This is a genomic window from Blastococcus saxobsidens (assembly GCF_002938435.1).
GTDB lineage: Bacteria > Actinomycetota > Actinomycetes > Mycobacteriales > Geodermatophilaceae > Blastococcus > Blastococcus saxobsidens.
The window spans coordinates 71,018-94,725 of sequence record NZ_POQT01000011.1 but is presented as its reverse complement, the minus strand read 5'-3'; the positions used below and the strand labels follow the sequence as shown (position 1 = coordinate 94,725).

Sequence of the window (23,708 nt, the reverse complement as noted above, 5' to 3'; positions counted from 1 at the left end):
GGGTCACGGCGCGACGACCACCCCGCTGCCCCCGGCCTGGACGTGGAATGCGGTGTCTCCCGCGGCGACCGCGACGATCCGCTGCCCGAAGGGCAACGGATCCATGGGCACCAGGAAGGTGAACCGCTGGCGCAGGAGGGCCTCGCCGGCGCCGTCGAGGACGGTGCCCGTCTGCAGTCCCGTCGGCCTCACCGACAGGCTGCCGTCGTCGGTGCCCACGGCGATCCGGGACGACGCCGAGATCGCCTGGCCGAACACCTCCACCGCCCCGGTGAGCAGCACCTCGCCGTCCGGGGCGCTCTCGACCACGACCGGTCGCCCGGTGACGTCCAGGTAGTGGTTGAGGTCCTCGAACGTGAGCGTCGCGCGTTCCCGGCTCTCCTCGATGTAGAGGGGGACGACGTTCTGCCCGACGAGGTCGCGGAACGCGACGTGCACGCCGGTCAGCTCCGCGGTCATCCGCTCCAGCCGCAGCGGCCCCGAGCGCAGGTCCTCGATGCCGATCTCCACGTGCTCGTACCGGCCGCTGAGCATCTGCGGCAAGAAGAAGGTGCCGCGGACCTCGACCGACGGGACCTCCAGCACGCCGGTCAGAGCCTGCACCTGCCTGGCCACGTAGCCCTCCACCGTCCAGCGGGCGAGGGTGTCGGCGCCCCACAGCAGCAGGGCGGTGCCGAGCACGACGCTGGCGGCGAGCACCGCGGTCGAGATCCGGACCCGGAGGGCCGAGAGGACGGCGGTCATCGCTTCGCCCCGACGAGCTCCAGCGCCTCGCCGCTGCCGGTGCTGCCGCTGGGGTCGCGAGCCGCTGCCAGTGCGGTGCGCCGCAGCTCCTCGGCCGACACCGCTTCGGTGCGCACCCTCCGGCTCGGCCAGCTGGCCGTGCGACCGAGCAGCACGAGCACGGCGGGCGTGAGCACCGGTCGGATGAGGAAGGTGTCCAGGAGCAGGCCGACCGCCATCGTGAAGGCCACCTGGCGGAAGGTGTCCAACGGGATGATCCCCACCATCGCGAACGTGGTGGCCAGGATGAGACCGGCTGCGCTGATGGCCCGGGCCGTGCTCGGCATCGCGACGGCGATGGCCCTGCTCAGCGGCAGCCGGCCGGACGCCTCCCAGATGGAGCCCACCGCGAAGACGTTGTAGTCCGAACCGAGGGCGACCAGCAGCACCGCCGTCGCGAACGGTGCGTAGAAGGTGATCCCGGGATCGCCGAGCAGGTACTGGAAGACGACCACGGTCAGCCCCAGCGCTGCGGCGACACCCAGCGCGCTGGTGATCAGCAGGGCGATCGGGGCCAGCAGTGCACGCAGGTAGGCCACGAGGATGACCAGCTCGACCGCCAGCGCCACCAGCAGCGTCAGCCGCAGGTTGTCCGCCGTCAGCTCCGCCAGCTCCCCGGCGATCGCGGTCTGGCCGGTGAGGGAGACGGTCGCGTTGCCGAGTCCGGCCTCTGCGGCGAGCACCTCCAGCCGGGAGTCCAGCGCCCGGAGGTCGTCGATGGCCGGCGCAGCCAGCGGATCGCTGTCCAGGATCACCACGAAGCGCGCCGCGCTCCCGTCGGCGGAGAAGACGACGCCGTAGTTGTCGGGCAGCGGGTTCTGCGCGGGGCCGAGCACCTCGGCGACACCGGGCTGGTCGGCGATGGCCGCCTGGAGCCGCTCGAGGTCCTCGCGTCGATCAGCGACCCCGGGCTCCTCCACGAGGATCTCCGTCGGCGCCTCCACGCCCCGCAGCCCGGCCTCCTCCAGGACCGCCGCCCCGCGGGCCACCGGGTCTCCACCGGGCAGGCCGCCGGTGAACGACAGGTCCAGGCGGAGGCTCGTCAGTGGCAGCGCGGTGAGGGCGAGGAACCCCACGCTCAGGGCTGCGGCGACGGCGGCCCCGCGCCGGTCGACGATGATCCGGACGAGCGTCCCGACCCCTCGCCCGGCCTTCTCCCGCGACAGACGGGGACCTCCCGGGGCGAACAGGCGCGCACCGAGGATCGCCATCAGCGCCGGCACGAGGGTGAGCGAGACCAGCACCCCGACGACCACCGTGAGCGACAGCGCGGGGCCGAACGCCCGGAACAGCTCGAAGTCGGCCGCCAGCAACGCCGCCGTGCCGGCCGCGACCGTGATGCCGGCGACGGCGATGATCGGCGCCTCCACCCGGGTGGCCTCGTAGGCCGCCTCCAGCCGGGGGAGGCCCCGCTCGAGCTGCTGGCGCAGGCCGGAGAAGAACAGCACGCAGTAGTCGGTGATCACGCCGATGAGCAGGGCGGCGATCAGCGGTTGCAGCTGGTCGGGGAGCGCGAAGCCCAGCGAGGAGGCCAGCAGTCCCAGGCTGCGGATCGCGACCAGGTAGCCCAGCCCGGCGGTGAGGAGGACGACGAACGGTGCGACGACGGAGCGGAAGGCCAGCCCCACCACCATCGCGATGAGCACCAGAGTCGCGATCTCGAAGATGTGGATGCGGGACTGCAGGTAGAACGCCTGCCGCACCTGGGCGGGGACCACCCCGGTCACGTAGGTCTGCACCGACCGCTGGTTGTCGAAGTGCGCCGCGTACTGCTGGGCGAGCGCCGCGGTGTCGTTGAGCGACGTCCCGCCGGTGACGTACAGGTAGGTGACCGCCGTCGTGGGCGACGAGGTGGGGATGGGGACGGCGGCGACGATGTTGCCGTCACCGGACGGCGCGGTGCCGTCGAGGTAGGTCTGGGTGTAGGTGAGGGCCCATAGCGCGATGTCGGCACGCGTGAGGACGCTCAGGCCGTCCGGGTCGTGGACCACCACGGAGGTCTCGGAGAGCACCGGTACGCGGAACGACGCCAGGCTGCGCGCCTGGGTGGCCACCGCTTCGCTCTCGGCCGGCAGCAGGCTGCCGATCCGGCCGCCACCGCCACCTCCGGAGGACGGCAGGGCCATCGACACGACGACGGTGGCGAGGATCCAGCCCGCGACCACGAACCAGCGGCCGCGCACCACCGCCCACCGGTAGCCGTGCGCGAGGCCGGCCAGGGGTGAGGACCGCGCCGGTCCGCGTCCGGGGGTGGTCATGGCTGCGCCCGAACGCTGGTTCCGGGCACCCGCACCTGGGCCTCCCCGTCGCGCCGCCGTCTGGCTACCGCACTGGCAGGGTAAGGGCCCCGAGGAGACGCCGCTGGACGCGAGGAGCCCCCATGTCCGAGCAAGGCACCAGGTCACCGGAGACAGGGGGCGTGCTGCGACGGGCGCTGCGCTGGTGGGCGCTCACCGGGGTGTTCCTGCTGGGGCTGGTCATCGGAGCGGTCACCATCGCCCTGCTGGCCGGGCGCGCGCCGGTGCCGTCGAGCGCCGCTCCCGGAGCCGCGGGGACGTCCGACCCGGGGGGCCCGGCCGCGGCAACCCCTGGCTTGCCGGCCGGCGTCACGGGGGAGCTGGCGGTCAACGCCGCCTGCCTGCGGGCGATCAACGCCGCGCAGGACACCGTGGACGTCGTCGACGATCTCGCCGAGGGCCTCGCCGCGATGAACGCGGCACGCCTCGACGAGGTCGTCCGCCGGCTGCAGCCGCTCCAGGAGCGGTTGCAGGTCAACATCGAGGACTGCGAGGTCGTCGGGCAGGTGCCGAGCCGGTCGCCCGGAGAGGCGCCCGCCACCTCCGGGAGCCCGGGGGCATCGGAGCCCCCGGCCTCACCGACCGGCTGACCGCTGCCGGGGAGATCCGCGGTTCCGTCGAGCGGTCCGGGCGCCCGGTCGACCGTCGATGACCCAGCCGGGTCGCTGCGACCGGCCCGTACGCTGGACTCCCGTGAGCCTCACCATCGGGATCGTCGGCCTGCCCAACGTCGGCAAGTCGACGCTGTTCAACGCCCTGACCAAGAACGACGTCCTCGCGGCGAACTACCCGTTCGCGACGATCGAGCCGAACGTCGGTGTGGTGGGCGTGCCCGACCCGCGGCTGGACACCCTCGCCGGGATCTTCGGCAGCCAGAAGATCATCCCGGCGACCGTCTCGTTCGTGGACATCGCCGGAATCGTCCGCGGCGCCAGCGAAGGCGCCGGCCTGGGCAACAAGTTCCTCGCCAACATCCGCGAGAGCGACGCGATCTGCCAGGTCATCCGCGTCTTCACCGACCCCGACGTCGTGCACGTCGAGGGCAAGGTCAGCCCGGCCGACGACATCGAGACGATCAACACCGAGCTCGTGCTGGCCGACATGCAAACGCTGGAGAAGGCCGTTCCGCGGCTGGAGAAGGAAGCCAAGAAGGACAAGGAGCGCGCCGGCCTGCTGTCCGCCGCCCAGGCCGCGCAGAAGATCCTCGACGAGGGCCACACCCTGTTCGCCGCCGGCGTCGACCCCGAGCCGCTGCGCGAGCTGAGCCTCATGACCACCAAGCCGTTCCTGTACGTCTTCAACGTCGACGCCGACGAGCTGGCCAACACCGAGCTGCTCGACGAGCTGCGCGGGCTGGTCGCCCCGGCCGAGGCGATCTTCCTGGACGCGCAGACCGAGTCCGAGCTCATCGAGCTGCCCGCCGACGAGGCCGCCGAGCTGCTGGCCTCCATCGGCCAGGACGAGCCGGGGCTGGACCAGCTGGCCAAGGTCGGCTTTCGCACGCTGGGCCTGCAGACCTACCTGACCGCCGGGCCCAAGGAGGCGCGCGCCTGGACCATCCCGGTCGGCGCGACCGCGCCCCAGGCCGCCGGTGTCATCCATACCGACTTCCAGCGCGGCTTCATCAAGGCCGAGATCGTCAGCTTCGACCAGCTGGTCGAGGCCGGCTCCATGGCCGAGGCCAAGTCCAAGGGCTGGGTCCGCATGGAGGGCAAGGAGTACGTCATGGCCGACGGCGACGTCGTGGAGTTCCGCTTCAACGTGTAGATAGGTATAAAACCGCAGGTCAGCGGCTTGTTGATCCCTCCGAATCCACACTCAGTCCACAAGAATCTGCGAGCAAGGCCTGCGCGGCGGTCCGGGTGCGGTCCTCGGCGCTCGGCCACAGGTGGCTGTACGTGTTCAGTGTCGTGGTGGCGGAGGCGTGCCCGAGGGCCCGCTGCACGGTGACGACGTCGCAGCCGGCCGCGATCAGGCCGGAGGCGTAGAAGTGCCGGAGGTCGTGCAGTCGAAGCCCCGCGATGCCGGCCGCCGCGGTGGTGGTGCGCCAGCGGTAGCCGACAGTGTTCTGGTGCGGGGGCTGTCCCGCTTCTCCGGTGAAGAGCCATCCACCACCCGGGCAGAACGCGGCGACATGCGCCGCCAGGATGTCGACAAGCCCCGGGGCGAGGAAGACGACCCGCTCGCTTCCGTACTTGGGCGGCCGCACCTCGACCCGGCCCGCGCCGCCTCGCTGCACCTGGCGGGTGACGGTGAGCGTGCGCCGCAGGAAGTCGATGTCTTCGACCTGGACGGCGGCGGCCTCGCCGAGCCGCAGGCCGGCGAACGCGCAGAGGGCGACGAACGGGCGGAAGGCGTCGTCGGCGGCCTGGAGGACGTCGCCGACCTGGGCTGCGGTGGGCAGGGTCATCGCGGCTGCCGCCCGGCGGCGCCGGGGGAGCGCGACGCCGACGCTCGGATCACTCGCCATCAGCCTGTCGGCGACGGCGCCGCGGAGGACGGCGCGCACGTTGTTCACCCGCGTGTGCACGGTGCCGGGGGCAAGACCGCGGTTGACCATTGCCTTGACCCAGCCCTCGACGTGCGAGCGGCGCAGCGATCTCAGCGGGAGGTCGGCGAACGGCACCGAACCGGCCGCGAGGTTCATCGCGAGGACCGTCCCCGGTGCCCACACCTGCCGGCTGGACCAGTCCGCGTAGAACTCGGCGAACGTAGTGCGACCGGCGCCCGGGTCGACGTAGGTGCCCCGAACGATGTGGGCGGTCTGTTCGGTCAGCCAACGCTGCGCGTCCCGCTTGAGCGCGAACCCCTTCATGATCTGGCGGCCCGACGGGTCCCGGAACTGCGGGCGGTAGCGCAGCCCCTTGCCGTCCAGCCCCGTGGGCACCAGGCGGCCGGTGGCCGGGTCCTTGCGACGCCACCGGTCCTGGATGCTCGCCATGGCTCCGCCCTTCAATCCGCATGGACCTCGCCGGACACCGACGCGGCCGAACGTAGTCCGAGGGCCTGACACTGCGCCGTGTCCGGGCCCCGACGCCGTCCTCGGAGTTCGACCGCGCGCCGCGCCCCGCCCGGCCCGGCGGGGCATCCGGTCAGCTTGACGTGATCCCGGGAAGCAGCGTGAACGTCGCGACGTGGGCGGGGCGGACGACCGTGAAATGGCGCCGGTCGAAGGTGGCGATCCGATCGATGCGCAGGCGCTCGGCGATGGCGACGAGCGAGGCGTCGGTTCCGCCGAGACGGAGGTCCGCGTACCGCTCAACCAGATCGGCCATGCGTGCGACGTCGGCAGTGGTCAGCTCGGCGAGTCGGAGGCCGCCGGGTCGGAGGTCGCGAAGGAACCGGACCTCGGCGCCGGGTCCACCCCACTCGTTGAGGAGGTAACAGACCTCCGCGAGCACGGTGGGTGGAACCAGCGGCGGCTCGTCGAGGGTCTCGAGCAATTGCGCCGCGGCGTCGTGATTGGTGTCGGCGGTCCGGGCAGCCGCCACGAGAACGTTCGTGTCGACGAGGATCACTCGCGGCCGAAGCCTCGCTGCAGGTACTCGTCAGTGCGGATGGACAGGTCCGCGGGACCACCGTGCACCGAACCGATGAAGTCGAGCTTCGCGCGGGTGGGCCGGGCAGCGTCTTCGCCGCTTGGCTGCTCCGGCTCCTTATCCGCGCGCACCACATGCAGGCGCTGGCCGGGCCGCACGCCGTGGCGACGCAGCTCAGCGAGCAGCTCGGCTGCATCCTCGGGGACCGTCAGGTCCCAGCCGTCGGCGGAACTCATGATCGCAGCGTACCGGGATTCTCGGACAACGAGCCAAGCCAAGATCGCTGGAGCCGCTCCCTCCGCGCCAGTATGCCGGCATCGTTGGTCGCCGGAAGGACGCTGCGCGGCCCTCCGGGCTGGGCCTTCGGCCCACCCTTCCCCCGACCCACCCCAGCCGGCCAGGAAGCGGTTAGCGGGAGCTGGCTGGGAAGTGACCAACCGTCGCACCCCGGCAGTTCCGTTTGGGGATCCTCAGCGGGATAAAAACGACGCGCGGCTGGTCGAGCGGAGACGCGCCCGCCACATGGTTGCGACGAACTTACGCACCGGTTGTCCCGCGGCCGACAGAGTGAACGATTAAATCGGCAGTCCTCACGTGGGCACCCGGTCTGCTGCGGGTCTGGTGAGTGCCCTCAGAGGTCGATGCCGGTGAGGACCAGGGTACGGTCGTAGGTGAGGTCTTCCATCGCGTAGCGGACGCCTTCGCGTCCGATGCCGGAGCCCTTCGTTCCGCCGTAGGGCATCTGGTCGGCGCGGTAGCTGGGGACATCGCCCACGATGACGCCTCCGACCTCGAGGTCGCGGTGTGCGCGGAATGCGGTGGTGATGTCGTGGGTGAAGACCCCCACCTGCAGTCCGAAATCGGAGTCATTGACGGCGGCGAGCGCCTCGTCGAGGCCGTCGACGGCTCGTAGGGACAGCACGGGGGCGAAGACCTCGTCGCGGTCGACGCGCGCTCCGGGGGGCACGTCGACCAGCACGGTCGGCTCAAGGCGGGCGTAGTCGCGTCTGCCGCCGGTGAGGACGTGCGCGCCGGCGTCGACGGCTTCGGTGATCCAGGAGTGCGCGCGCTGGGCGGCGCGTTCGTCGATCATCGGGCCCAGGGTGGTCTCTTCCCGCTCTGGGTCACCGAGCACCTGCGCTTGGACTTCGGCGACGACGAGGTCGCGCAGTTGGTCGAACACGCTGCGGTCGGCGATGACCCGTTGCACGGAGATGCAGGACTGGCCGGCTTGGCCGACGCCGAACGTGGCAATCCGCTGGGCAGCGCGCTGCAGGTCGGCGAGGCTGTTCCAGTCGGCGCACACGACGACGGCGGCGTTGCCGCCGAGTTCGAGGGTAACGTGCTTACGGGGTACGAGGTCGCGGATCCCCCAGCCGACTGGCCCGGAGCCGGTGAAGGACACGACCGGTAGTCGCGGGTCGGTAACCAGAGGGTTCATGCGTTCGTTGGGCACGGTGAGAATCGACCAGGACCCGGCGGGGAGGTCTGTCTCGGCGAGTAGGCCACCCAAGAAAAGGGCTGACAGTGGTGTGGCGGGGGCGGGCTTAAGCACGATGGGTGCGCCCACGGCCAGGGCGGGGGCGACCTTGTGGGCGACCAGGTTCAGCGGGAAGTTGAACGGGGTGATGCCCAGGACGGGTCCGCGGCTCACGCGCCGGTTGAGCGCTATGCGGCCTTCTCCCGACGGGTCGGTGTCCAGGCGCTGCAGGTCACCGACCCAGCGGCGGGCCTCCTCCCCGGCCAGGCGGAACGTCGCTGCGGCTCGATCGACCTCTGCCCGGGCCCAGCGGACCGGCTTGCCGCCTTCGGCGACGATCACCGCGGCCAGATCCTCGCGGGACTCCGTCAGGCGTCGCGACACGTGGGCCAGGGCGTCGGCACGGCGGTGGGCGGGCAGGCCCGCGAACTCCGGTGCCACGTGGTGCGCGGCGGACACCGCGGCCTCGACGTGCTCGGGGTCGGCGACGGTCACATGCCCGGCGGGGTCACCGCCGTCGGGGCGGGTGACCGGCTGGGTCTGCGAGCCCCACACCTGGGCGCCGGCGACGCGGATGGGGGTCGTCTCGAGCTGCACTCCGGGTCCTCTCGGTGAGCTGCTGGGCATGGCGATGCCGCAGGTGGTCGACCCGGTCGGGCCGACCACCCTGCGGCGCGCGGTCAGGCGTTGGCGGCCTTCTTCTCCCGCTTCTCCTGCAGTAGTTCCAGCGCCTGGATCAGGTAGGTGCGGAACACCGGGTGGTTCTCACTCATCGGAAAGTGCCCGATCGCGGGCATGTAGATGAAGGACCCGTTGGTGATGGCGTTGGCGGTGCGCTCGCTGTCCTCGGGGGTGGTGAGGTAGTCGTACTCGCCGGTCATCATCACGACCGGGCACTTCTCGCCGTCGATGTCCCCGAGCTTGCCGCGCAGGTCGTGGTCGACGGAGTAGAAGTGCAGGTCACCCTTGAAGGCCTCGGAGCCCTGGGTGTAGTAGAACCAGGTCTTCCACCGGTCGGCCTCGGGAGACTGCGGGGCCATCAGGTCCCAGGTGCCGCTGGCGCAGACCTGGGCGGCGTTGGCGTGCGGGTGCTGCCACCAGTCCAGGTAGAAGCCCGGGGAGTAGTCGGCGCCCTCGACGCTCAGGACACCGGCGAACCGGTCGGGCCGGCGCAGGGCCAGCTGCAGGGCGACGTTCCCGCCGAACGAGGACCCCATGAAGATCGGGTCCTCCAGCTCGAGGGCGTCGGCGAGGGCGATGATGAAGTTGGAGTAGTGCTCGGCGGAGAGCTGGTACTCCTCCTTCCACCACTCGGTGTTCTCCGGCGGGTCGGACTTGCCGTGGCGGGGCAGGTCGTAGGCGATGACCCGGTAGTTGGCGGTGATCTCCTCGTCCTCCAGCAGCCCGCGCCACTGGTGGTTGTGGCAGCCGGCGGTGTGCTGGCACAGGATCGGCTGACCGGTCCCGTTCTCCAAGTAGAAGACCTTGTACTGCAGGCCGTCGACGTCGACGGTCACGTAGTGGCCGGTGACGGGTGAGATCTTGCTGTTGCTCATGGGGGTTATTCCCTTCCTCAGACCGGGGAGCCGACGACGCGCAGGAGCTCGACCTGGCGGGTGATGCAGCGCAGGTTCTGCATGAGGATCAAGAGGTCGCCCTCGAGCTTCATGTCTCGCTGGAAGCTGGCCGCCCAGATGCCGTGGAACATGGCAGCGGGGGTCTCCTCACCGAACCCGCGCCAGGTCTCAGCGGAGGCCCGGATGGCGAACTGGTAGGCGACGTCCAGGGGGCCCGGGTCAACGGTGACGTGGGTGACCTTGCCGGACTCGACCTGGATGACGTAGGTCCGCTCGGTGGCGTCCAGGAGGTAGGAGCAGGTGAAGTACTTGCCGTGCGCCTGGATCTCGGGGTCGGTGTTGCTGGCGTCGGTGAAGGCCGTGGCCCATGCTTCGGCCGACGGGGCGCGGGTGGGCGCACTCATCGTTGAGTCCTCTCTGAGGGAACGGGGATGACCGGCCACCGGGCGAGCCCTGTGGCGGCTGTCACCATCAGACGGCGGCGCCGGCCGCACGTCCAATACCTGCTCCCTACGGACCGATAGGCACGCTCTATTGGTGTCCGCGCAGCTCACGGCCTAACTTGGTGTGGTGCCGGACACGCCTGAACTGCGCTCACTCCGGTACTTCGTCGCCGTGGCGGAGGGACTTCACTTCGGCCGCGCCGCCGCCCGGCTGCACATCTCCCAACCCTCGCTGAGCGTTCAGATTCGCAAGCTGGAGCACTCCCTGGGTGTGCGGTTGTTCGAGCGCACCAGCCGGCACGTCGAACTCACCGTCGTAGGCACGGTGCTGTTGGAGGAAGCGCACCGCCTGCTCACCGGTGCCGACCGGCTGGTCGCCGCGACCCGGGAGGCCTCGCGAGGAGTGCACGGCACGCTCGTCGTCGGGTTCCAGGGCAACGCCGCCGCCGAGCTGACCCCCAAGATCCTCACCGCCTTCCAGACCCGGCATCCCCGGGTGCAAGTCGAGATGCGCTCTCACGACTTCGCCGACCCCTACGTCGGCCTGGCCACCGGTAGCGTCGACGTCGCCTTCGTCCGCCCACCACTGCTGGTGCACGACTGGCTGAGCATCGAGACGCTCTTCGTCGAGCCCCGCCTGCTGGTCACCTCGACCGACTTCCCGCTGGCCAGCCGTCGCCGGATCAGCGTGGAGGAAGTCCTCGACAAAGCCTTCGTCGCGCGACGCGCCCCCGAGTACTGGCGGGACTTCTGGCTGGCCACCGACACCCGCGGCCCGCACACAGTCAAGCTCGGCGCCGAGGTCGGCAGCGTCGACGAGTGCTTCGAAGCCATCCTCTCCGGCCGCGGTGTCGCGTTCACCCAGGCGTCGACGCAGCGCTTCTACGACCGCCCCGGCCTCACGTTCATCCCGGTCGAGGGGCTGCCGCCCTCGTCGCTGGCGATCGCCTGGCGCAACGACATGGACGCCCCACCCGTGAACGACTTCGTCGAGACCGCGCGCATGCTCGCCGCCCTCGACCTCGTCCCCGGTGCGCTGACTCCCCCCCAACCCACGGCTGCCGCGCCACTGGGGCTGGCCGTCGTGGGTCAGTAGAACCGCCGCGCCCGCCGCCGACGCCCGCGCGGCCTACGGCGCCGGCACCGGGGCAGCGCTACCTGTCTTCTTCGACCATTCAGCGGGGCGGCCGTGCCGCGAGCTGCGCGTTCATCGTCTGCACGAGGTCGACCCAGCCGGGGTTGATGGCGGACAGCTACTCGAGCTCGACGCCGCACTCCCATCGGGCCAGGCCCATCTGGTGGCGGGCGTATACGGGGTCTAGGCCAAGCCCGGCGACACCCGCCCCCTTGAACAGCGCCTCGCCCACAGGGACGACATCCCCGAGACCGCCGTCCGCCACCGCTTCTGCCGCACCCTCGGTGGCCTGGCCGCCGCTGCCTCACGCCTTCCAAGAAGCCCTCAACACAGCCGGGGCCTAGCGACGCGTCGCTGTCGCGTCGGAAGTTATCACCGGCCTCATGCGCGTGCCGGACGGATTAGCCGCGCAGCGGTCAGGAAGGCTGGGACTTGGTAGAGAAGAGACCCCATGGCGATAACCGGCCCACGAGTGGAAGCCTCCGCCACAGCAGCCCGTTGGCGAGGCGGTCCCTCGGCTCAAGGTTGTGGTGCCCGTGCGCCACGGCCGGCGGCGGCTCCGGGACGGCCAGGCGGCGGACGGTGAACACCGCCTGGGCAATCGCCGCAGCCAGCAACGCGTCCCTCGCTCAGCGCGTTTCCGCAAATCAATCATTCAACGGTTACCAACGCTTCTGACCAAGCAAACTCCGATACCGCGCGAAGCGGTCCGCTCAACCTAGTCTGACGACATCGAGTCACCTCCCCTGAGAACGGCACGCATGCTACCTTCGGAGGTAGTTCGGGCCCCGCTTTGCGGGGCCCATCGTCGTTTCTAGGGGTGACCTGTTGGTCATTATCGATTGGCGTTGAAAATGCACGGGGGGATGAAGGTGTACGTCGGCGACCCGGCAGCCGCCCGTGCCTATGTGGAGGCCGACCGGGGTCGGGCCGATGACTACTACCTGGCCGAGGGGACCGGCTTCGCTCGCCGCTTCACCGCCACCGACGGGCACGTGACCGAACTCGCGCCGCTGACCGGCGACAACTACGAGACCTGGGTCGCGGGCCGCGACCCGGGCACCGACCACCCGCGGGGGCAGCTGCGCGACGACGAGCGGGCGGTGCGGTTCGTGGAGGTGGTGGTCAACGGCCCGAAAACCTGGTCGCTGGCTGCTGCACTGCATCCGGACATCGCCGCCGCGTACGATGCGGCCCAAGACCGCGCCGCCGGGCAGATCATCGGCTGGCTGTCGCAGCACGCCACCACCAGGGTCGGCCCGCGCGGCGGGCAGGTGCAGGTGCCGCTGGAGGTGCTGGAGGCGGCGACGGTGCGGCACTACAGCTCCCGGGCAGAGGATCCACACTGGCATCTGCACCTGCAAATCCTGTCCCGCGTGTTCGCCGCCGGGAAATGGCGGGGCCTGCACACCATCGGCATCCGAGACTCCCTGAATGCGATCAACGGCATCGGGCACGCGGCGATGGCGTGTGACCCGGAATTGAACGCCGCCTTCGCCGCGCACGGCTACACGAAGGACGCTACTGGAGAAATACAGGAGCTCGCCGACTATGCCGGCCCGTTCAGCGCACGGCATGCGCAGATCGCCCGGAATGTGGACCGCTACGAAGCCGAATGGACCGCCACGCACCCCGGCGAACGCCCCGGCCCGGCGCTGCGGCGCGCGTGGGACGCCCGCGCCTGGGCCGACGGCCGCCCGGACAAGGTGACCCCGCAGCCGGGGACGAACGTGGCGGAACGCTGGCGGACGAGGGTGTACGACCTGGGCTACCGCGACCCGGCCGGCCCCGTGGACCTGACGCCCACCCCGGTCGGCGCCCTCGACCGAGACCAGCTGGTGCAGCGCACGCTGGCCCGGCTCGCGGCCGGCCGGTCGGCGTGGAACGCCGCCGACGTCCGCGGCGAGGTCGAGCGGCTGATCGCCGCCGCGGGCGTCGTCGCCGGGGCGGCGGTGCGTTTCGAGCTGGCCGAGGACCTCACCGCCCGCGCGATGGACCGCTGCCTGCCGCTGCTGGACCGCGACGGGGTGCCCGAGCACCTCCGGGCCTGGACGTCGCAGCTGGTGCTCGAGGTCGAGGCCGACCTGACCGCCCGGCTCGCCGCCCGCGCCGCGACCGGCGGACCGGACGCGGACCTGACACTGCCGGTCGGCCTCGCGGGCGGCGGCGCGAGGCTGGATGCCGGCCAGTCAGCGGCGGTCGCCGCGCTGTCCGGCGACCGGCCGCTGGCCGTGGTGGAGGGTGCGGCCGGCGCGGGCAAGACCACCACCCTGGCCGCCACCCGGGCCCTGCTCCACGACCAGGGCCGCGGGATGGTGGTGGTCACCCCGACGCTGAAGGCCGCCAAGGTCGCCGCCGCGGAGGTGGGCGCGGCGGCCGGGTCGGCGGCGTCCCTCGCCTACCAGCACGGCTGGCGGTGGAACGCCGACGGCGCCTGGACCCGGCTCGCGCCCGGCGACACCGATCCGGTCACCGGCCGGGTCTACGCCGGCCCGACGGAGGCGGGGGCGCGGCTGCGTCCGGGGGATCTGCTGGTCGTCGACGAGGCCGGGATGCTGGACCAGGACACCGCCCGCGCCCTGCTCACCGTCGCCGACGAATGCCAGGTGCGGGTGGCGCTGCTCGGCGACCGGCACCAACTGGCCGCGGTCGGCCGCGGCGGCGTCCTGGACCTTGCCGCCGACGCAGTCGACCCGGCGGCACACCTGACACTCGAGGCGGTGCATCGCTTCACCCGCAGCGACGCCGGCCTGGTGCTGCCCGACACCGAGTACGCGGACCTGACCCTGGCCATGCGCACCGGCGCCGACCCCGCCGCGGTCTTCGACGCGCTGCTGGCGCGCGGGCAGATCCGGCTGCACCCGGATGCGACCGCGCTGCAGGATGCGATCGCGGCGGCCGCCGCCGGCCACCACCGCCGCGGCGAGTCCGTGGCGGTGGTGATGAACACCCGCGAGCAGGCCGCCGACCTCAACGCCGCCATCCGCGACCGGCTGGCCGCCGACGGCCGCGTCGACGACCAGCGCGTCGCCATCACCGGGGCCGGGCAGCGGATCGGCGTCGGGGACCGGATCGCCACCCGCCGCAACGACCGCGACCTGGGCGTGGCCAACCGCGACATCTGGACCGTCACCGCCGTCGGCCGAAGCGGCGCGCTGCTTGTCACCCCCGCCGGCCCTGCCAGCGGGGACGTTCCCGGCGGTGTCACCCCGGACCCGCAAGGGACGCGGGTGCTGCCCGCCGACTACGTCACCGCGCACGTGGATCTGGCTTACGCGAGCACCGCGCACGGGGTGCAGGGGGAGACGGTCACTGCCACGCACCTGGTGGTTGGGGAGCGCACCGGGGCGGCGTCGGCGTACGTGGGGATGACCCGCGGCCGGACCGCCAACACCGCCCACCTGGTCGCCGCCAACGTGGACGAGGCCCGTGAGCAGTGGGTCGCTGTCTTCGCCCGTGACCGCGCCGACCTCGGCCCCTCCCACGCTGCTGAACAGGCCGCCGCCGAGGCCGCCCGCTACGCCGCACCTCGTCCCCTGGAGCACGTCGTGGCGGACCTGCATCGGGCGTGGACCGTCGAGCAGAACTGCCTGGACCGGCTGGCCTTCTGGCAGCCGCAGCGCGACCAGCTGCGAGAGGTAGTCGCGCTCGAAGCTCCCCACGCCGGCGAACTCGCGAGGTTGGGGGCCGCCCGGGAGCGGGCGGCGATCGCCGCCCAGCAGGCCCACCAGCGGGCCCAGGCCAGCGCGGCCGCGGTCGCCACCGAGGCCGACCGGATCCGCGACAGACTGCTGGGCTCCTGGGACGGCGAACGCGGGGCCGCCCGCGCGGCGGCGAAGGTCGTGCTCGACGGGCCCGGCCGGCTCGGGCTGCGCCGGGGCGCGGTCGCCCGCGCCGGCGAGCAGCTCGCCGACTGGGCCGACCGATGGCGCGCCCACGTTTCCTCCCTGCCCAGCGATGCGAAGGAGCTTGCGCGCCTGGCCGGCTGGTTCGATGACCGACCAGCGCTGTGGGCGGCACTCGACACCTCCGCTCAGCGCGCCGCCGAAGCCGCCCACCCCGAGCACGGCGCCCAGGGCGCCGCCGCCGACGCCGCACGGCAGCAGCACGAGCAGGCCCGGTCCGCGCTGGCCGAGGCCCACGGCCAACGCGACCAGCGACTCCGAGGATTGGAACCAGCCGCCTGGACCCCCGAGCCCGAGGCGCGGCTCGCCGAGCTGGACCGAGACATCGCCGCCACCCGGCAGGAGCTCACCGACGCCCGGGCACGCATCGCCACCCTCCGGGCCGAACACCTCGCCATCCCCGCCGCCGAACCGGCCCAGGCGCAGCCTGCCGAGCGGCTCGCCCATGAGCACGACGCGTGGCGTGCCCGCCGACGGAACGCCGAGCGGACTGCCCGCCGAGCAGGCGACGTTCGGAGAACCCCGAACGAGTGGCCCGTCCATGTGCCACCGCCACCGCCACCGCCACCGTCGAGCCTCGGACCACGTCCGGGTGCCGGACCGCGTATGGGACGGTGAGCCCCCCGCAGCCCGTCTACCGACGGGCACATTGCCAGCGAGTACCTGCGCCCATGGCCTTTGGGGGAGACGTCGCGACCGTCACGGAGAGTGCGGATGTGCCCGCCTCAAGACGGTCTGCGACACGCCCGAGCGCGTGGACGTCAGGCAACACTCAGTCCACAAGAATTTCATTTGAGGCCGTCGACCACCAACATCAGCCAACGGCGAAAGCGCAGGTCAACGCGGGTTTTCAGTCATGCTCAAGATCGCTCAATCACGCAGGGAACGTTCCGCTTCAACGTGTGACTCCCGCTCGTGCGTGCAGGTCAGCGCGTGGCTGACTGCTCGGATACCACTGCTGAGTCGCCCCTGCGCAGGCTGGCTCTACGGCCGGGAAGCCGACCGGCTCAGCGTCCGTGGATCGACCCGACCTTCCCCGCCGGGTCGCCGGCTCGGGGGCCGAGGGTGCCCGGTCACCGTCCGGTCTCCTGGACCGGGGCCGCGCTGAGGACCGCCCCACGGGCCTCGTCGGGGTCTCGCCGGGCCCAGTAGCTGGCCAGGAGCGACCCCGAGACGTTGTGCCAGACGGAGAAGATCGCAGCCGGCAAGGCAGCCGCGGGGCTGAAATGAATCGTCGCGAGACCGGCCGCGAGTCCGGAGTTCTGCATGCCGACCTCGATGGCGATGGCCCGGCGCGCGGTCGTGGGCATCCTGGAGCTCTTTCCGATGGCATATCCGACGCCGTAGCCCAGCAGGTTGTGCAGCACCACCGCGACGACGACCAGGAACCCGACCGACAGGATGGTCTCGGAGCTGGCGGCGACCACGACGACCACGACGGCGGTGATCCCGGCGACCGAGATGAGCGGCAGCGCCGGCAGGATGGTCTCCACGACGCGTGGGACGACGGCGCGCAGGACGACACCGAGCACCACCGGCACGACGACGATCTGGACGATCGAGACGAACAGCCCCCCGGCGTCGACCGGCAGGTACTCGCCCGCGAGCCAGAGGACGAGCAGGGGCGTGAGCAGCGGCGCGAGCAGCGTCGACACCGAGGTCATGGCCACGGACAGGGCGGTGTCCCCCTTCGCGAGATACACCATGACGTTCGATGCCGTGCCTCCCGGGGCTGCGCCGACCAGGATGATTCCTGCGGCCACAGCGGCTGGGAGGTCCAGGGTCTGCGTGAGCAGCCAGGCCAGGCCCGGCATGACCACGTACTGCGCCGCGACACCGATGAGCAGCGCCCAGGGCCGTCGGGCGACGATGGCGAAATCGCTGACCCGAAGCGTCATGCCCATCCCGAGCATGATCACCATCAGCAGGTAAGGGACGGCGACCGTCCCTCCCGCGAAGGTGTCGGGCACGAGGAGCGCGATTCCGCCCGCCGCCACGACGATGAGGGCGAACCATCGCCCGACGAAGCCACTGACCGCTGCGACGCTCACAGGTGTCCCAACCTTTCCCAGGTATGACGTGAGCGACATGGTCGGCGGCATTGGTGGGCGGTGACAAGGATGCTGCTCGTACCAGTACTGGCACTACTACCCCGGCGGGCGGGCCAGGTGAGGCCCCGCCGGCGGCCTTCGTCCAGCCCACCACCGGCTGTCCCTGTCAGACGACCCCGGCATCGACCTGATCGTCTGCACCGCTGTCCCCGGACGGGAGCGGCCGGGCGCCTCGGCCCCCTGGACATGGACGATCGCGCTGTCGCCAGGACCGATCATCATCCGCGACGTCCGCACCCGCTCCCAGCTCTGGCGCGCCCGGGCCCGAGGGCGTGCCCCGTCCCTCTGACCATCGGGACCCCCGGCGGCCGCGGCCCCCGGAACGCGACCGGGTGGCCGCCGGGCTGCTGCCCCGACGGCCACCCGGGTGGGGAGCGCTGCCGGTCAAGTCGTGACGAGGCTGCGCACGCTCTGGGCGAGCACCAGGGTGAAGCGGCGGGCCACGCGCAGGCCCTGGTCGGCCAGCGCGTAGGTGGTCTCGATGACCTCCTCGGGCCGCACGAGGACGGCGGGCACGAGGCTGCGCACGATCGTCGTCACGCCCTTCACCAGACCGGCGACGGCGTCCTCGCTGCTGTCCGCCGCGGCGGCGAGCTGTCGCCGGGCCTGCTGCTGCTCGTGCTCGCGCAGCTCCAGGAGCAGGTCGCGCCGGACGGCGAGGACCAGCTGGCGGGCGCGCTCGTCGTGGGACCCGTTGCGCGACTCCTGCAGCACCTGGGCGGCGAGCAGCTCCCGGGCCCGGTCCTCGGCCTCGTCGCGGGTACGGGCGAGTTCCTCCATCTCGTCGCCGGCCGGGGCGGTGGCCCGGCCCGTCTCCGGCTGGTGCTCGGTGTCCTGGGCGCGCTTGCGGGTGCTCTCCGCGGTGTCGGGGGCGGTGGTGGCCTTGGCTGAGGGCGTGGTCATGGCTTCCTCTTGGACGGTCGGCGTTCAGGGAGCTCGAGCGTGCGGCGGCGAGATGACCCGGGAGCGAGCACCGGGCGCACGGGATGCGAGCCGGTGCCCAACAGTCGGCGTCGGTGATCGGACCGTGCCGCGGGGGGTGTGGCACCACCAGCCCTCGCTACTGTGCCGCTCGTGTCCTATGACGTGGCGGTGTGGGCCGGTCCCCGGCCGGCGGACGACGAGGCCGCGGCGGAGCAGTTCGAGCTGTTCGTCGAGGTGCTGGATGACGACGAGCCGCCCGCGCCGTCCTCCGCGATGGTGGCGTTCCTCGAGGACCTGCTGTCGGTGCTCCCCGCGCTGGACGAGTCCGAGGACCCGCGGAGTCCGTGGGCGACCGGACCGGAGCCGGGCGACGTCAGCGGGGACTTCGCGTACCTGACGATGACGTACCCGGGCGCGGAGGCGGCGCTGGACACCGTCGCGGCCGTGGCCCGGCGGCACGGGCTGGTGTGCTTCGACCCGCAGGACGAGCGGCTGCTCTGACCCGTCCGCCGGTCAGACGTTGCCGCGGAGGATGCGACGCCAGTACACCTGCGGCAGCCCGTAGCGGTCGAACAACCACGACCAGCGGTGTGGCTCGAACGGGTCGACGAACGGCACCGACGGGCTGGGCCGGCCGTCGCGGTCCACCTCGTTGAGCATCAGCTTCCGGCGGCTCACGGTGATGGGCATGACCGTGTAGCCGTCGTACCGGTGCAGCGACCTGCCGCGCGCGGAAGCGGCCAGGTTCCGCGCCAAGACGTCGACCTGCTTGCGAAGCGCGCCACCCGACGGGCGGGTGGCGAGGTCGGCCGCGTCGCCGATCGCCCAGATCGACTCGTGCCGTCGGGACCGCAGCGTCTCCGGGTCGACGTCGACCAGGCCGGGTGCCGCGTCGGCGGCGAGGCCGGCGTCGGCGATCCACGCCGGTGCCCGGTAGTGCGGCACGGCGTGCGCGAAGGCCACGTCCTCCAGCACCCGGCGTCCCGTGGGCGACGTGAGGGTGAGCGCGTGCACGTCCCAGTCCACCCGCTCGGTCCGCGCCTCGCGGATCACCTCGATCCCGTAGCCCTCGAACGTGCGCTCCAGCAATGCGTCGGCCTCCGGCAGGCCGGTCGCGGTCGCGGCGGGCAGCACGAGCGTCACGTCGAGGGAGGGCAGCACGCCGGTCCGCCGCCAGTGGTCGCACGCCATGAGCAGCGGCTTCAGCGCCGTCGGACCGCAGGACGCGGGCTCCGGCGGCACCGTGAACACGACCGAGCCGCTGCTCAGGGTTGAGAGCCGGGGCCACACCTGCGGCGTGCTGCCCGGGACGTAGGTCGAGGCCGCCCACCCGTCGGCGTAGGCCTGCAGCAGCCCCGGCGTCGCGTCCCAGTCCTCCACGAGGCCGGGGCAGACGACGAGCGTCGACCCGCTCAGCGTGCGACCACCGCGGGTCCGCACCGACGCCGTCGCCGGGTCGACCGACTCCACGGCGTCGCGGATCCACGTGCACCCGTCCGGGACCACGTCGGCCATGGGCCGCTCCAGGTCCGCCATCGTCGCCTCGCCGGCGCCGACGTAGTTGAGCAGTGGCTTGTACCGGTGCACCGGCTGTGGGGCGACGACGGCGACGTCCCGGACGCCGTCCCGGAGCAGCCGGGCCGCCAGCGAGATGCCGGCGTTGCCCCCGCCGATGATCAGAACCTCGTGCCTTTCCATGTCCGCTCCCTGATCGAGGGCCACGGACCTGGGTCACCGCCGCGGCTCGGCACTGAGGACGTGCCTGCCCACTTCGCGCCCGTTCTGCACGGCGCGGATGCGGTGAGATCGGTCGCCGCCGACGGGTCAGCCCGCGATGCGGGCGCACTCCTCGCAGCGCACGGCGTGCCGGGCCGACGGCCAGTCCTCGGCGGCGGTCGCGGTGACCAGCACACCGCACACCGAGGACTCCAGCCCGTCGACCGCCGGTTTCGCGACCGCGTGCGCCACTGCCACGCGGTTGGCCGCGCCCTCCCGCGGGAGGGCGCGTCCCTGGACACCGGCACCGGTGCCGATCACGAAGAGGCTCGCCGTCATGCCGCCAGGGTGGGCCCTCCGGGTGTCCACCAGGTGACGGCGCATCGAACACTCCCGAGGAGTCTCAGCCCTTGCGCGCGGGCCGGTAGACCAGGTGCAGCACCCCGGTCGGCAGTGTCTCGCCGGACACCAGCTCCAGCGGCGTGCGGCCCAGCTCGTCGGTCCAGCGGCGCTCGCCGGCGACCACGATGGGGTCGACCAGCAGCACCAGCTCGTCGAGGAGGTCGGCCTCCAGCAGCGACCGGACCGTCGACAGGCTGCCGGACATGCCGATCGTGCCCGCCGTCCGCTCCTTCAGTTCGCGCACCTCGTCCAGGCCGCGCAGCACCGTGGTGCCCGCCCAGTCGGACTTCTCCAGCGTCGTCGACAGCACGTACTTGGGGATCGGGTTGATGAAGTCGGCGAACTCGTCGGTGGTGTTGCCCGGCCAGTACTCCGCCCACTGGTCGTGCAGGACGCGACCCATCAGGTAGGCCTCGCACCGGTCGGTGTGGCGGTCCACGGCCTTGCCCATGGCGTCGTCGAAGTACGGGAAGTGCCACTGGTCGGGGCGCTCGGCGGAGCCGTCGAGGGTGGCGAAGAGGTTGGCGGCGATCTGGCCCACGGGGATTACTCCTTCGGTGCGGTGGTTCGTCAGGGGGGTAGACCGGGCGCCGGCCAGGAACTCATCGCACTCGCAGGCCCCGCGTGCTCCGGGCAGGGTAGGAGAGTGCGGTCGGGCAGCGGCCGCCCAGTCGAGGAGGTCCCGCGTGTCCCGTCCGCCGTTCCCGCCGTTCACCCCTGAGACCGCCCGGCAGAAGGTGCAGGCAGCGGAGGACGGGTGGAACACCCGCGACCCCGAGAAGGTGGCACTGGCCTACACGGAGGACACCGTCTGGCGGAACCGTGACGAGTTCCTGCACGGGCGCGACGAGGTGGTGGCCTTCCTGACCCGCAAGTGGGAGCGGGAGCAGGACTACGCGCTGCGCAAGGAGCTGTGGGCCTTCACCGACGACCGCATCGCGGTCCGCTTCCAGTACGAGTGGCAGGACGCCGAGGGGCGCACCTGGCGTTCCTACGGCAACGAGAACTGGGAGTTCACCGCCGAGGGGCTGATGCGCCGGCGGGAGGCCAGCATCAACGACGTGCCCATCGCACCCGAGGAGCGCTGGATCCTCGGCCCCCGTGAGGACGGCGACACCACCCCGCTGCCGCTGCAGTGAGACGTGGGGAGGGTAGACCCTGACCGCGGAACCAGGGACGGACCAGGGGCTCACCTGATGGTGCCGGCGCCGCCCGCCCGGCAGGCTCGCACCATGACCTCAGCAGCTCCCACCCCCGCCCAGCCCGCCGACCAGCCGCGCCCTCCGGTCCGGCCACTCCTGCGCAGCGGCACCGACCGGATGGCCGGCGGCGTCTGCGGCGGATTGGCCGAGCACACCGGCATCGACGCCACCCTGTGGCGGGTCGCCGCCGTCCTCTTCACCCTCACCGGAGGGGCCGGACTGCTGGTGTACCTGCTCCTGTGGGTGGTCGTCCCGAGCGCCCCGCTCCCCGACGGCGACCGGCCCAGCATCCTCGAGCAGTGGGCCCAGCGTCTGCGCAGCGTCCTGGTCGGCGACCGGAACGGCTGATCCCGGCGGATCGACGACACGGCACGGAGGCGTTCCGCGCGGGGTGGCGGTGCGACAGGATGAGCGCCACCCAGCTGACCAGGATCGGAGCCCTACCGTGACCACCCCGCCGCCCGCCGGCCAGCAGCCGCCCGCCCCGATGGTGGTGCCGCAGTTCTTCGTCAAGCAGCGCTTCACCGTGATGGTGAACCGCTACGAGATCCGGGCGATGAACCCCGACGGCAGCGAGGGCCAGCTGATCGCCCTCGCCCAGCAGAAGCGGATGAAGATCCGCGAGGAGGTCATCTTCTACTCCGACGAGTCCAAGACCCGCCGGGTGTTCTCCTTCAAGGCGCGGCAGCGGCTGGACGTGCACGCCGAGCACGACGTCCTGGACGAGTACGGCACGGTGATCGGCTACTTCCGCAAGCAGTTCGGTGCCAGCCTGCTGCGCTCCACCTGGAACCTGTCCGCGCCCGGCGTCGACGCGGTCGGGCAGGAGCGCAACCAGTTCATCGCGGTGCTGCGCCGGATCTGGGGCTTCATCCCCTACCTCGGCAACGTCTGGGTGCCGTTCCTCTTCCACTTCGACTTCGTGGACCAGGCCACCGGCCGGCCGGTCATGTCCAGCCAGAAGAAGATCGGGATCCGCGACAGCTACACGGTCACCGTCCCCGACCCGCAGCTGGACTTCCGGGTCGCGGCGGCGATGGCCGTGGCCCTGGACGCGCTGCAGAGCCGCTGACGGAGCACGGCCGGCTGCCTCCCCGGGGAAGCAGCCGGCCGCGTCGGGTGTTGCCCACTGCAACCGACGTGAAAGGCCCGCACCGCACATGAGCATCACGCTGTCCGTCCTCGACCTGGCCCCCATCCCGCGCGGGGAGACCGCGACCAGCGCCATCGCCGCCAGCGTGGCGCTGGCGCAGCGCGCGGAGGAGCACGGTTACGAGCGGGTCTGGTACGCCGAGCACCACAACATGCCGTCGATCGCCTCGTCGGCCACCAGCGTGCTCATCGCGCACGTGGGCGCGCGGACCAGCAGCATCCGGCTCGGCGCGGGTGGGGTCATGCTGCCCAACCACTCGCCGCTGACCATCGCCGAGCAGTTCGGCACGCTCGACGCGATGTACCCCGGCCGCATCGACCTCGGCCTGGGCCGCGCACCCGGCAGCGACCAGAACACCATGTACGCGCTGCGCCGCGACCCGCACTCGGCCGAGACGTTCCCGCAGGACGTGCTGGAGCTGCAGGCCTACCTGGCCGGTGAGACGCGGGTGCCCGGCGTCGACGCGATCCCCGGCAAGGGGTCGCGCGTGCCGCTGTACGTCCTCGGCTCCTCCATGTTCGGCGCGAAGCTCGCCGCTGCCCTGGGCCTGCCCTACGCCTTCGCCTCGCACTTCGCCCCCGCGATGCTCGAGGCCGCGGTCGCGGCCTACCGCAGCGAGTTCCAGCCCTCCGAGCAGCTCGACCGGCCCTACGTGATCGCCGGCGTGAACGTCGTCGCCGCCGACACCACCAGCGCCGCGCAGGAGCAGCTCGCCGCCGTCCGCCGCAACCTCGCGATCGGCCTCTTCGGCCGCGGCCAGGCGCTCACCGACGAGCAGGCCGACCAGCTGCTGGCCCAGGGGGCGGGGCAGCACGTCGGCACGATGCTCACGCACACCGCCGTCGGCACTCCGGACCAGGTGCGCCGGCACCTCGAGGGCTTCGTGGAGCTGGCCGCCGCCGACGAGCTGATCGTCGCCCACCAGTCCGGCTCGCTCGACGGCCGGCTGCGATCGGTGGAGCTGCTGGCCGAGGCCATGGCATCGGTCACGGCCTGACCCTCAGGGGTTTCGCCCCCCGGGGAGGGGCGGGTACGCGCAGC

22 protein-coding genes are annotated in these 23,708 nt (G+C 72.0%); 9 read left to right on the top strand and 13 right to left on the bottom strand.

The window, feature by feature from the left end:
- Nucleotides 1-3: 3 nt before the first annotated feature.
- Both C5507_RS09300 and C5507_RS09295 read right to left on the bottom strand, forming a co-directional pair.
- Nucleotides 4-744, bottom strand: a complete 741-nt coding sequence (locus C5507_RS09300; RefSeq protein ID WP_104528231.1) for an LmeA family phospholipid-binding protein — start codon at nucleotides 742-744, stop codon at nucleotides 4-6.
- Entirely contained in the window at nucleotides 741-3,041 is a 2,301-nt protein-coding gene (locus C5507_RS09295) for an MMPL family transporter (RefSeq protein ID WP_104528230.1), read from the bottom strand. Before C5507_RS09295 ends, C5507_RS09300 begins: the two co-directional genes overlap by 4 nt.
- A gap of 122 nt (nucleotides 3,042-3,163) precedes the next feature.
- On the opposite strand from C5507_RS09295, the gene C5507_RS09290 reads away from it, so the two are divergent.
- Together C5507_RS09290 and ychF are read left to right on the top strand one after the other, a co-directional pair.
- A complete protein-coding gene (locus tag C5507_RS09290; RefSeq protein ID WP_130504329.1) occupies nucleotides 3,164-3,670 on the top strand; it encodes a hypothetical protein in 507 nt (168 codons plus the stop codon).
- Between the two features lie 103 nt (nucleotides 3,671-3,773).
- Nucleotides 3,774-4,847, top strand: coding sequence for a redox-regulated ATPase YchF (gene ychF / locus C5507_RS09285; RefSeq protein ID WP_104528228.1), 1,074 nt, complete (start codon nucleotides 3,774-3,776; stop codon nucleotides 4,845-4,847).
- Between the two features lie 19 nt (nucleotides 4,848-4,866).
- Here the strand turns inward: ychF and C5507_RS09280 are convergent, their stop codons facing one another.
- The 6 genes from C5507_RS09280 to C5507_RS09255 form a co-directional block, all read right to left on the bottom strand.
- Nucleotides 4,867-6,021, bottom strand: a complete 1,155-nt coding sequence (locus tag C5507_RS09280) for a tyrosine-type recombinase/integrase (protein WP_092200919.1) — start codon at nucleotides 6,019-6,021, stop codon at nucleotides 4,867-4,869.
- 151 nt (nucleotides 6,022-6,172) lie between these two features.
- Nucleotides 6,173-6,598: a type II toxin-antitoxin system VapC family toxin gene (locus C5507_RS09275; RefSeq protein ID WP_104528227.1), complete on the bottom strand. Its 426-nt coding sequence runs from the start codon at nucleotides 6,596-6,598 to the stop codon at nucleotides 6,173-6,175.
- The gene (locus C5507_RS09270; protein WP_092200914.1) at nucleotides 6,595-6,855 is read right to left on the bottom strand and encodes a hypothetical protein; all 261 of its coding nucleotides are present in this window, start codon (nucleotides 6,853-6,855) and stop codon (nucleotides 6,595-6,597) included. Before C5507_RS09270 ends, C5507_RS09275 begins: the two co-directional genes overlap by 4 nt.
- A 395-nt stretch (nucleotides 6,856-7,250) precedes the next feature.
- Nucleotides 7,251-8,726: an aldehyde dehydrogenase family protein gene (locus C5507_RS09265; RefSeq protein ID WP_092200911.1), complete on the bottom strand. Its 1,476-nt coding sequence runs from the start codon at nucleotides 8,724-8,726 to the stop codon at nucleotides 7,251-7,253.
- 53 nt (nucleotides 8,727-8,779) lie between these two features.
- Nucleotides 8,780-9,655 (bottom strand): alpha/beta fold hydrolase, encoded by an 876-nt coding sequence (locus C5507_RS09260; protein WP_092200908.1) that lies wholly within the window; start codon nucleotides 9,653-9,655, stop codon nucleotides 8,780-8,782.
- Nucleotides 9,656-9,672: 17 nt separating this feature from the next.
- A complete protein-coding gene (locus C5507_RS09255) occupies nucleotides 9,673-10,080 on the bottom strand; it encodes a hypothetical protein (protein WP_092200905.1) in 408 nt (135 codons plus the stop codon).
- 166 nt (nucleotides 10,081-10,246) lie between these two features.
- Here C5507_RS09255 and C5507_RS09250 point away from each other — a divergent pair, with 166 nt between their 5' ends.
- Together C5507_RS09250 and mobF are read left to right on the top strand one after the other, a co-directional pair.
- The gene (locus C5507_RS09250; RefSeq protein ID WP_104528267.1) at nucleotides 10,247-11,215 is read left to right on the top strand and encodes a LysR family transcriptional regulator; all 969 of its coding nucleotides are present in this window, start codon (nucleotides 10,247-10,249) and stop codon (nucleotides 11,213-11,215) included.
- 905 nt (nucleotides 11,216-12,120) lie between these two features.
- Nucleotides 12,121-15,777, top strand: a complete 3,657-nt coding sequence (gene mobF / locus C5507_RS09245) for a MobF family relaxase (RefSeq protein WP_104528225.1) — start codon at nucleotides 12,121-12,123, stop codon at nucleotides 15,775-15,777.
- A gap of 455 nt (nucleotides 15,778-16,232) precedes the next feature.
- On the opposite strand, the gene C5507_RS09240 is transcribed toward mobF, so the two are convergent.
- The gene (locus C5507_RS09240) at nucleotides 16,233-17,210 is read right to left on the bottom strand and encodes a bile acid:sodium symporter family protein (protein WP_242611341.1); all 978 of its coding nucleotides are present in this window, start codon (nucleotides 17,208-17,210) and stop codon (nucleotides 16,233-16,235) included.
- A 444-nt stretch (nucleotides 17,211-17,654) separates the two neighbouring features.
- Complete coding sequence (locus tag C5507_RS09235; protein ID WP_104528224.1) at nucleotides 17,655-18,173, bottom strand: hypothetical protein; 519 nt, start codon at nucleotides 18,171-18,173, stop codon at nucleotides 17,655-17,657.
- 171 nt (nucleotides 18,174-18,344) lie between these two features.
- On the opposite strand from C5507_RS09235, the gene C5507_RS09230 reads away from it, so the two are divergent.
- Nucleotides 18,345-18,695 (top strand): hypothetical protein, encoded by a 351-nt coding sequence (locus tag C5507_RS09230; protein WP_130504330.1) that lies wholly within the window; start codon nucleotides 18,345-18,347, stop codon nucleotides 18,693-18,695.
- Between the two features lie 12 nt (nucleotides 18,696-18,707).
- Here the strand turns inward: C5507_RS09230 and C5507_RS09225 are convergent, their stop codons facing one another.
- The 3 genes from C5507_RS09225 to C5507_RS09215 form a co-directional block, all read right to left on the bottom strand.
- Nucleotides 18,708-19,892, bottom strand: coding sequence for an NAD(P)/FAD-dependent oxidoreductase (locus C5507_RS09225; protein WP_104528222.1), 1,185 nt, complete (start codon nucleotides 19,890-19,892; stop codon nucleotides 18,708-18,710).
- A gap of 126 nt (nucleotides 19,893-20,018) precedes the next feature.
- Nucleotides 20,019-20,249, bottom strand: coding sequence for a hypothetical protein (locus C5507_RS09220; RefSeq protein ID WP_104528221.1), 231 nt, complete (start codon nucleotides 20,247-20,249; stop codon nucleotides 20,019-20,021).
- Nucleotides 20,250-20,313: 64 nt separating this feature from the next.
- Nucleotides 20,314-20,853 carry a dihydrofolate reductase family protein gene (locus C5507_RS09215; RefSeq protein ID WP_104528220.1) on the bottom strand — a complete coding sequence of 180 codons (540 nt, stop codon included), beginning with the start codon at nucleotides 20,851-20,853 and terminating at the stop codon, nucleotides 20,314-20,316.
- A 145-nt stretch (nucleotides 20,854-20,998) separates the two neighbouring features.
- Between C5507_RS09215 and C5507_RS09210 the strand changes: the two genes are divergently transcribed.
- From C5507_RS09210 to C5507_RS09195, 4 genes are all read left to right on the top strand, one after another.
- Nucleotides 20,999-21,451, top strand: coding sequence for a nuclear transport factor 2 family protein (locus C5507_RS09210; RefSeq protein WP_104528219.1), 453 nt, complete (start codon nucleotides 20,999-21,001; stop codon nucleotides 21,449-21,451).
- A 93-nt stretch (nucleotides 21,452-21,544) separates the two neighbouring features.
- Nucleotides 21,545-21,862 carry a PspC domain-containing protein gene (locus C5507_RS09205; protein WP_104528265.1) on the top strand — a complete coding sequence of 106 codons (318 nt, stop codon included), beginning with the start codon at nucleotides 21,545-21,547 and terminating at the stop codon, nucleotides 21,860-21,862.
- A gap of 97 nt (nucleotides 21,863-21,959) precedes the next feature.
- The gene (locus tag C5507_RS09200) at nucleotides 21,960-22,586 is read left to right on the top strand and encodes an LURP-one-related family protein (RefSeq protein ID WP_242611342.1); all 627 of its coding nucleotides are present in this window, start codon (nucleotides 21,960-21,962) and stop codon (nucleotides 22,584-22,586) included.
- An 88-nt stretch (nucleotides 22,587-22,674) separates the two neighbouring features.
- Nucleotides 22,675-23,664: an LLM class flavin-dependent oxidoreductase gene (locus C5507_RS09195; RefSeq protein ID WP_104528218.1), complete on the top strand. Its 990-nt coding sequence runs from the start codon at nucleotides 22,675-22,677 to the stop codon at nucleotides 23,662-23,664.
- Nucleotides 23,665-23,708: the final 44 nt, after the last annotated feature.

Coding starts and splice junctions, on each gene's coding strand:
- C5507_RS09290 (WP_130504329.1), top strand. CDS start 3,164: ATGTCCGAGCAAGGCACCAGGTCACCGGAGACAGGGGGCGTGCTGCGA.
- C5507_RS09225 (WP_104528222.1), bottom strand. CDS start 19,892: ATGGAAAGGCACGAGGTTCTGATCATCGGCGGGGGCAACGCCGGCATC.
- C5507_RS09280 (WP_092200919.1), bottom strand. CDS start 6,021: ATGGCGAGCATCCAGGACCGGTGGCGTCGCAAGGACCCGGCCACCGGC.
- C5507_RS09260 (WP_092200908.1), bottom strand. CDS start 9,655: ATGAGCAACAGCAAGATCTCACCCGTCACCGGCCACTACGTGACCGTC.
- C5507_RS09265 (WP_092200911.1), bottom strand. CDS start 8,726: ATGCCCAGCAGCTCACCGAGAGGACCCGGAGTGCAGCTCGAGACGACC.
- C5507_RS09220 (WP_104528221.1), bottom strand. CDS start 20,249: ATGACGGCGAGCCTCTTCGTGATCGGCACCGGTGCCGGTGTCCAGGGA.
- C5507_RS09205 (WP_104528265.1), top strand. CDS start 21,545: ATGACCTCAGCAGCTCCCACCCCCGCCCAGCCCGCCGACCAGCCGCGC.
- C5507_RS09255 (WP_092200905.1), bottom strand. CDS start 10,080: ATGAGTGCGCCCACCCGCGCCCCGTCGGCCGAAGCATGGGCCACGGCC.
- C5507_RS09295 (WP_104528230.1), bottom strand. CDS start 3,041: ATGACCACCCCCGGACGCGGACCGGCGCGGTCCTCACCCCTGGCCGGC.
- C5507_RS09235 (WP_104528224.1), bottom strand. CDS start 18,173: ATGACCACGCCCTCAGCCAAGGCCACCACCGCCCCCGACACCGCGGAG.
- C5507_RS09195 (WP_104528218.1), top strand. CDS start 22,675: ATGAGCATCACGCTGTCCGTCCTCGACCTGGCCCCCATCCCGCGCGGG.
- C5507_RS09300 (WP_104528231.1), bottom strand. CDS start 744: ATGACCGCCGTCCTCTCGGCCCTCCGGGTCCGGATCTCGACCGCGGTG.
- C5507_RS09270 (WP_092200914.1), bottom strand. CDS start 6,855: ATGAGTTCCGCCGACGGCTGGGACCTGACGGTCCCCGAGGATGCAGCC.
- mobF (WP_104528225.1), top strand. CDS start 12,121: ATGAAGGTGTACGTCGGCGACCCGGCAGCCGCCCGTGCCTATGTGGAG.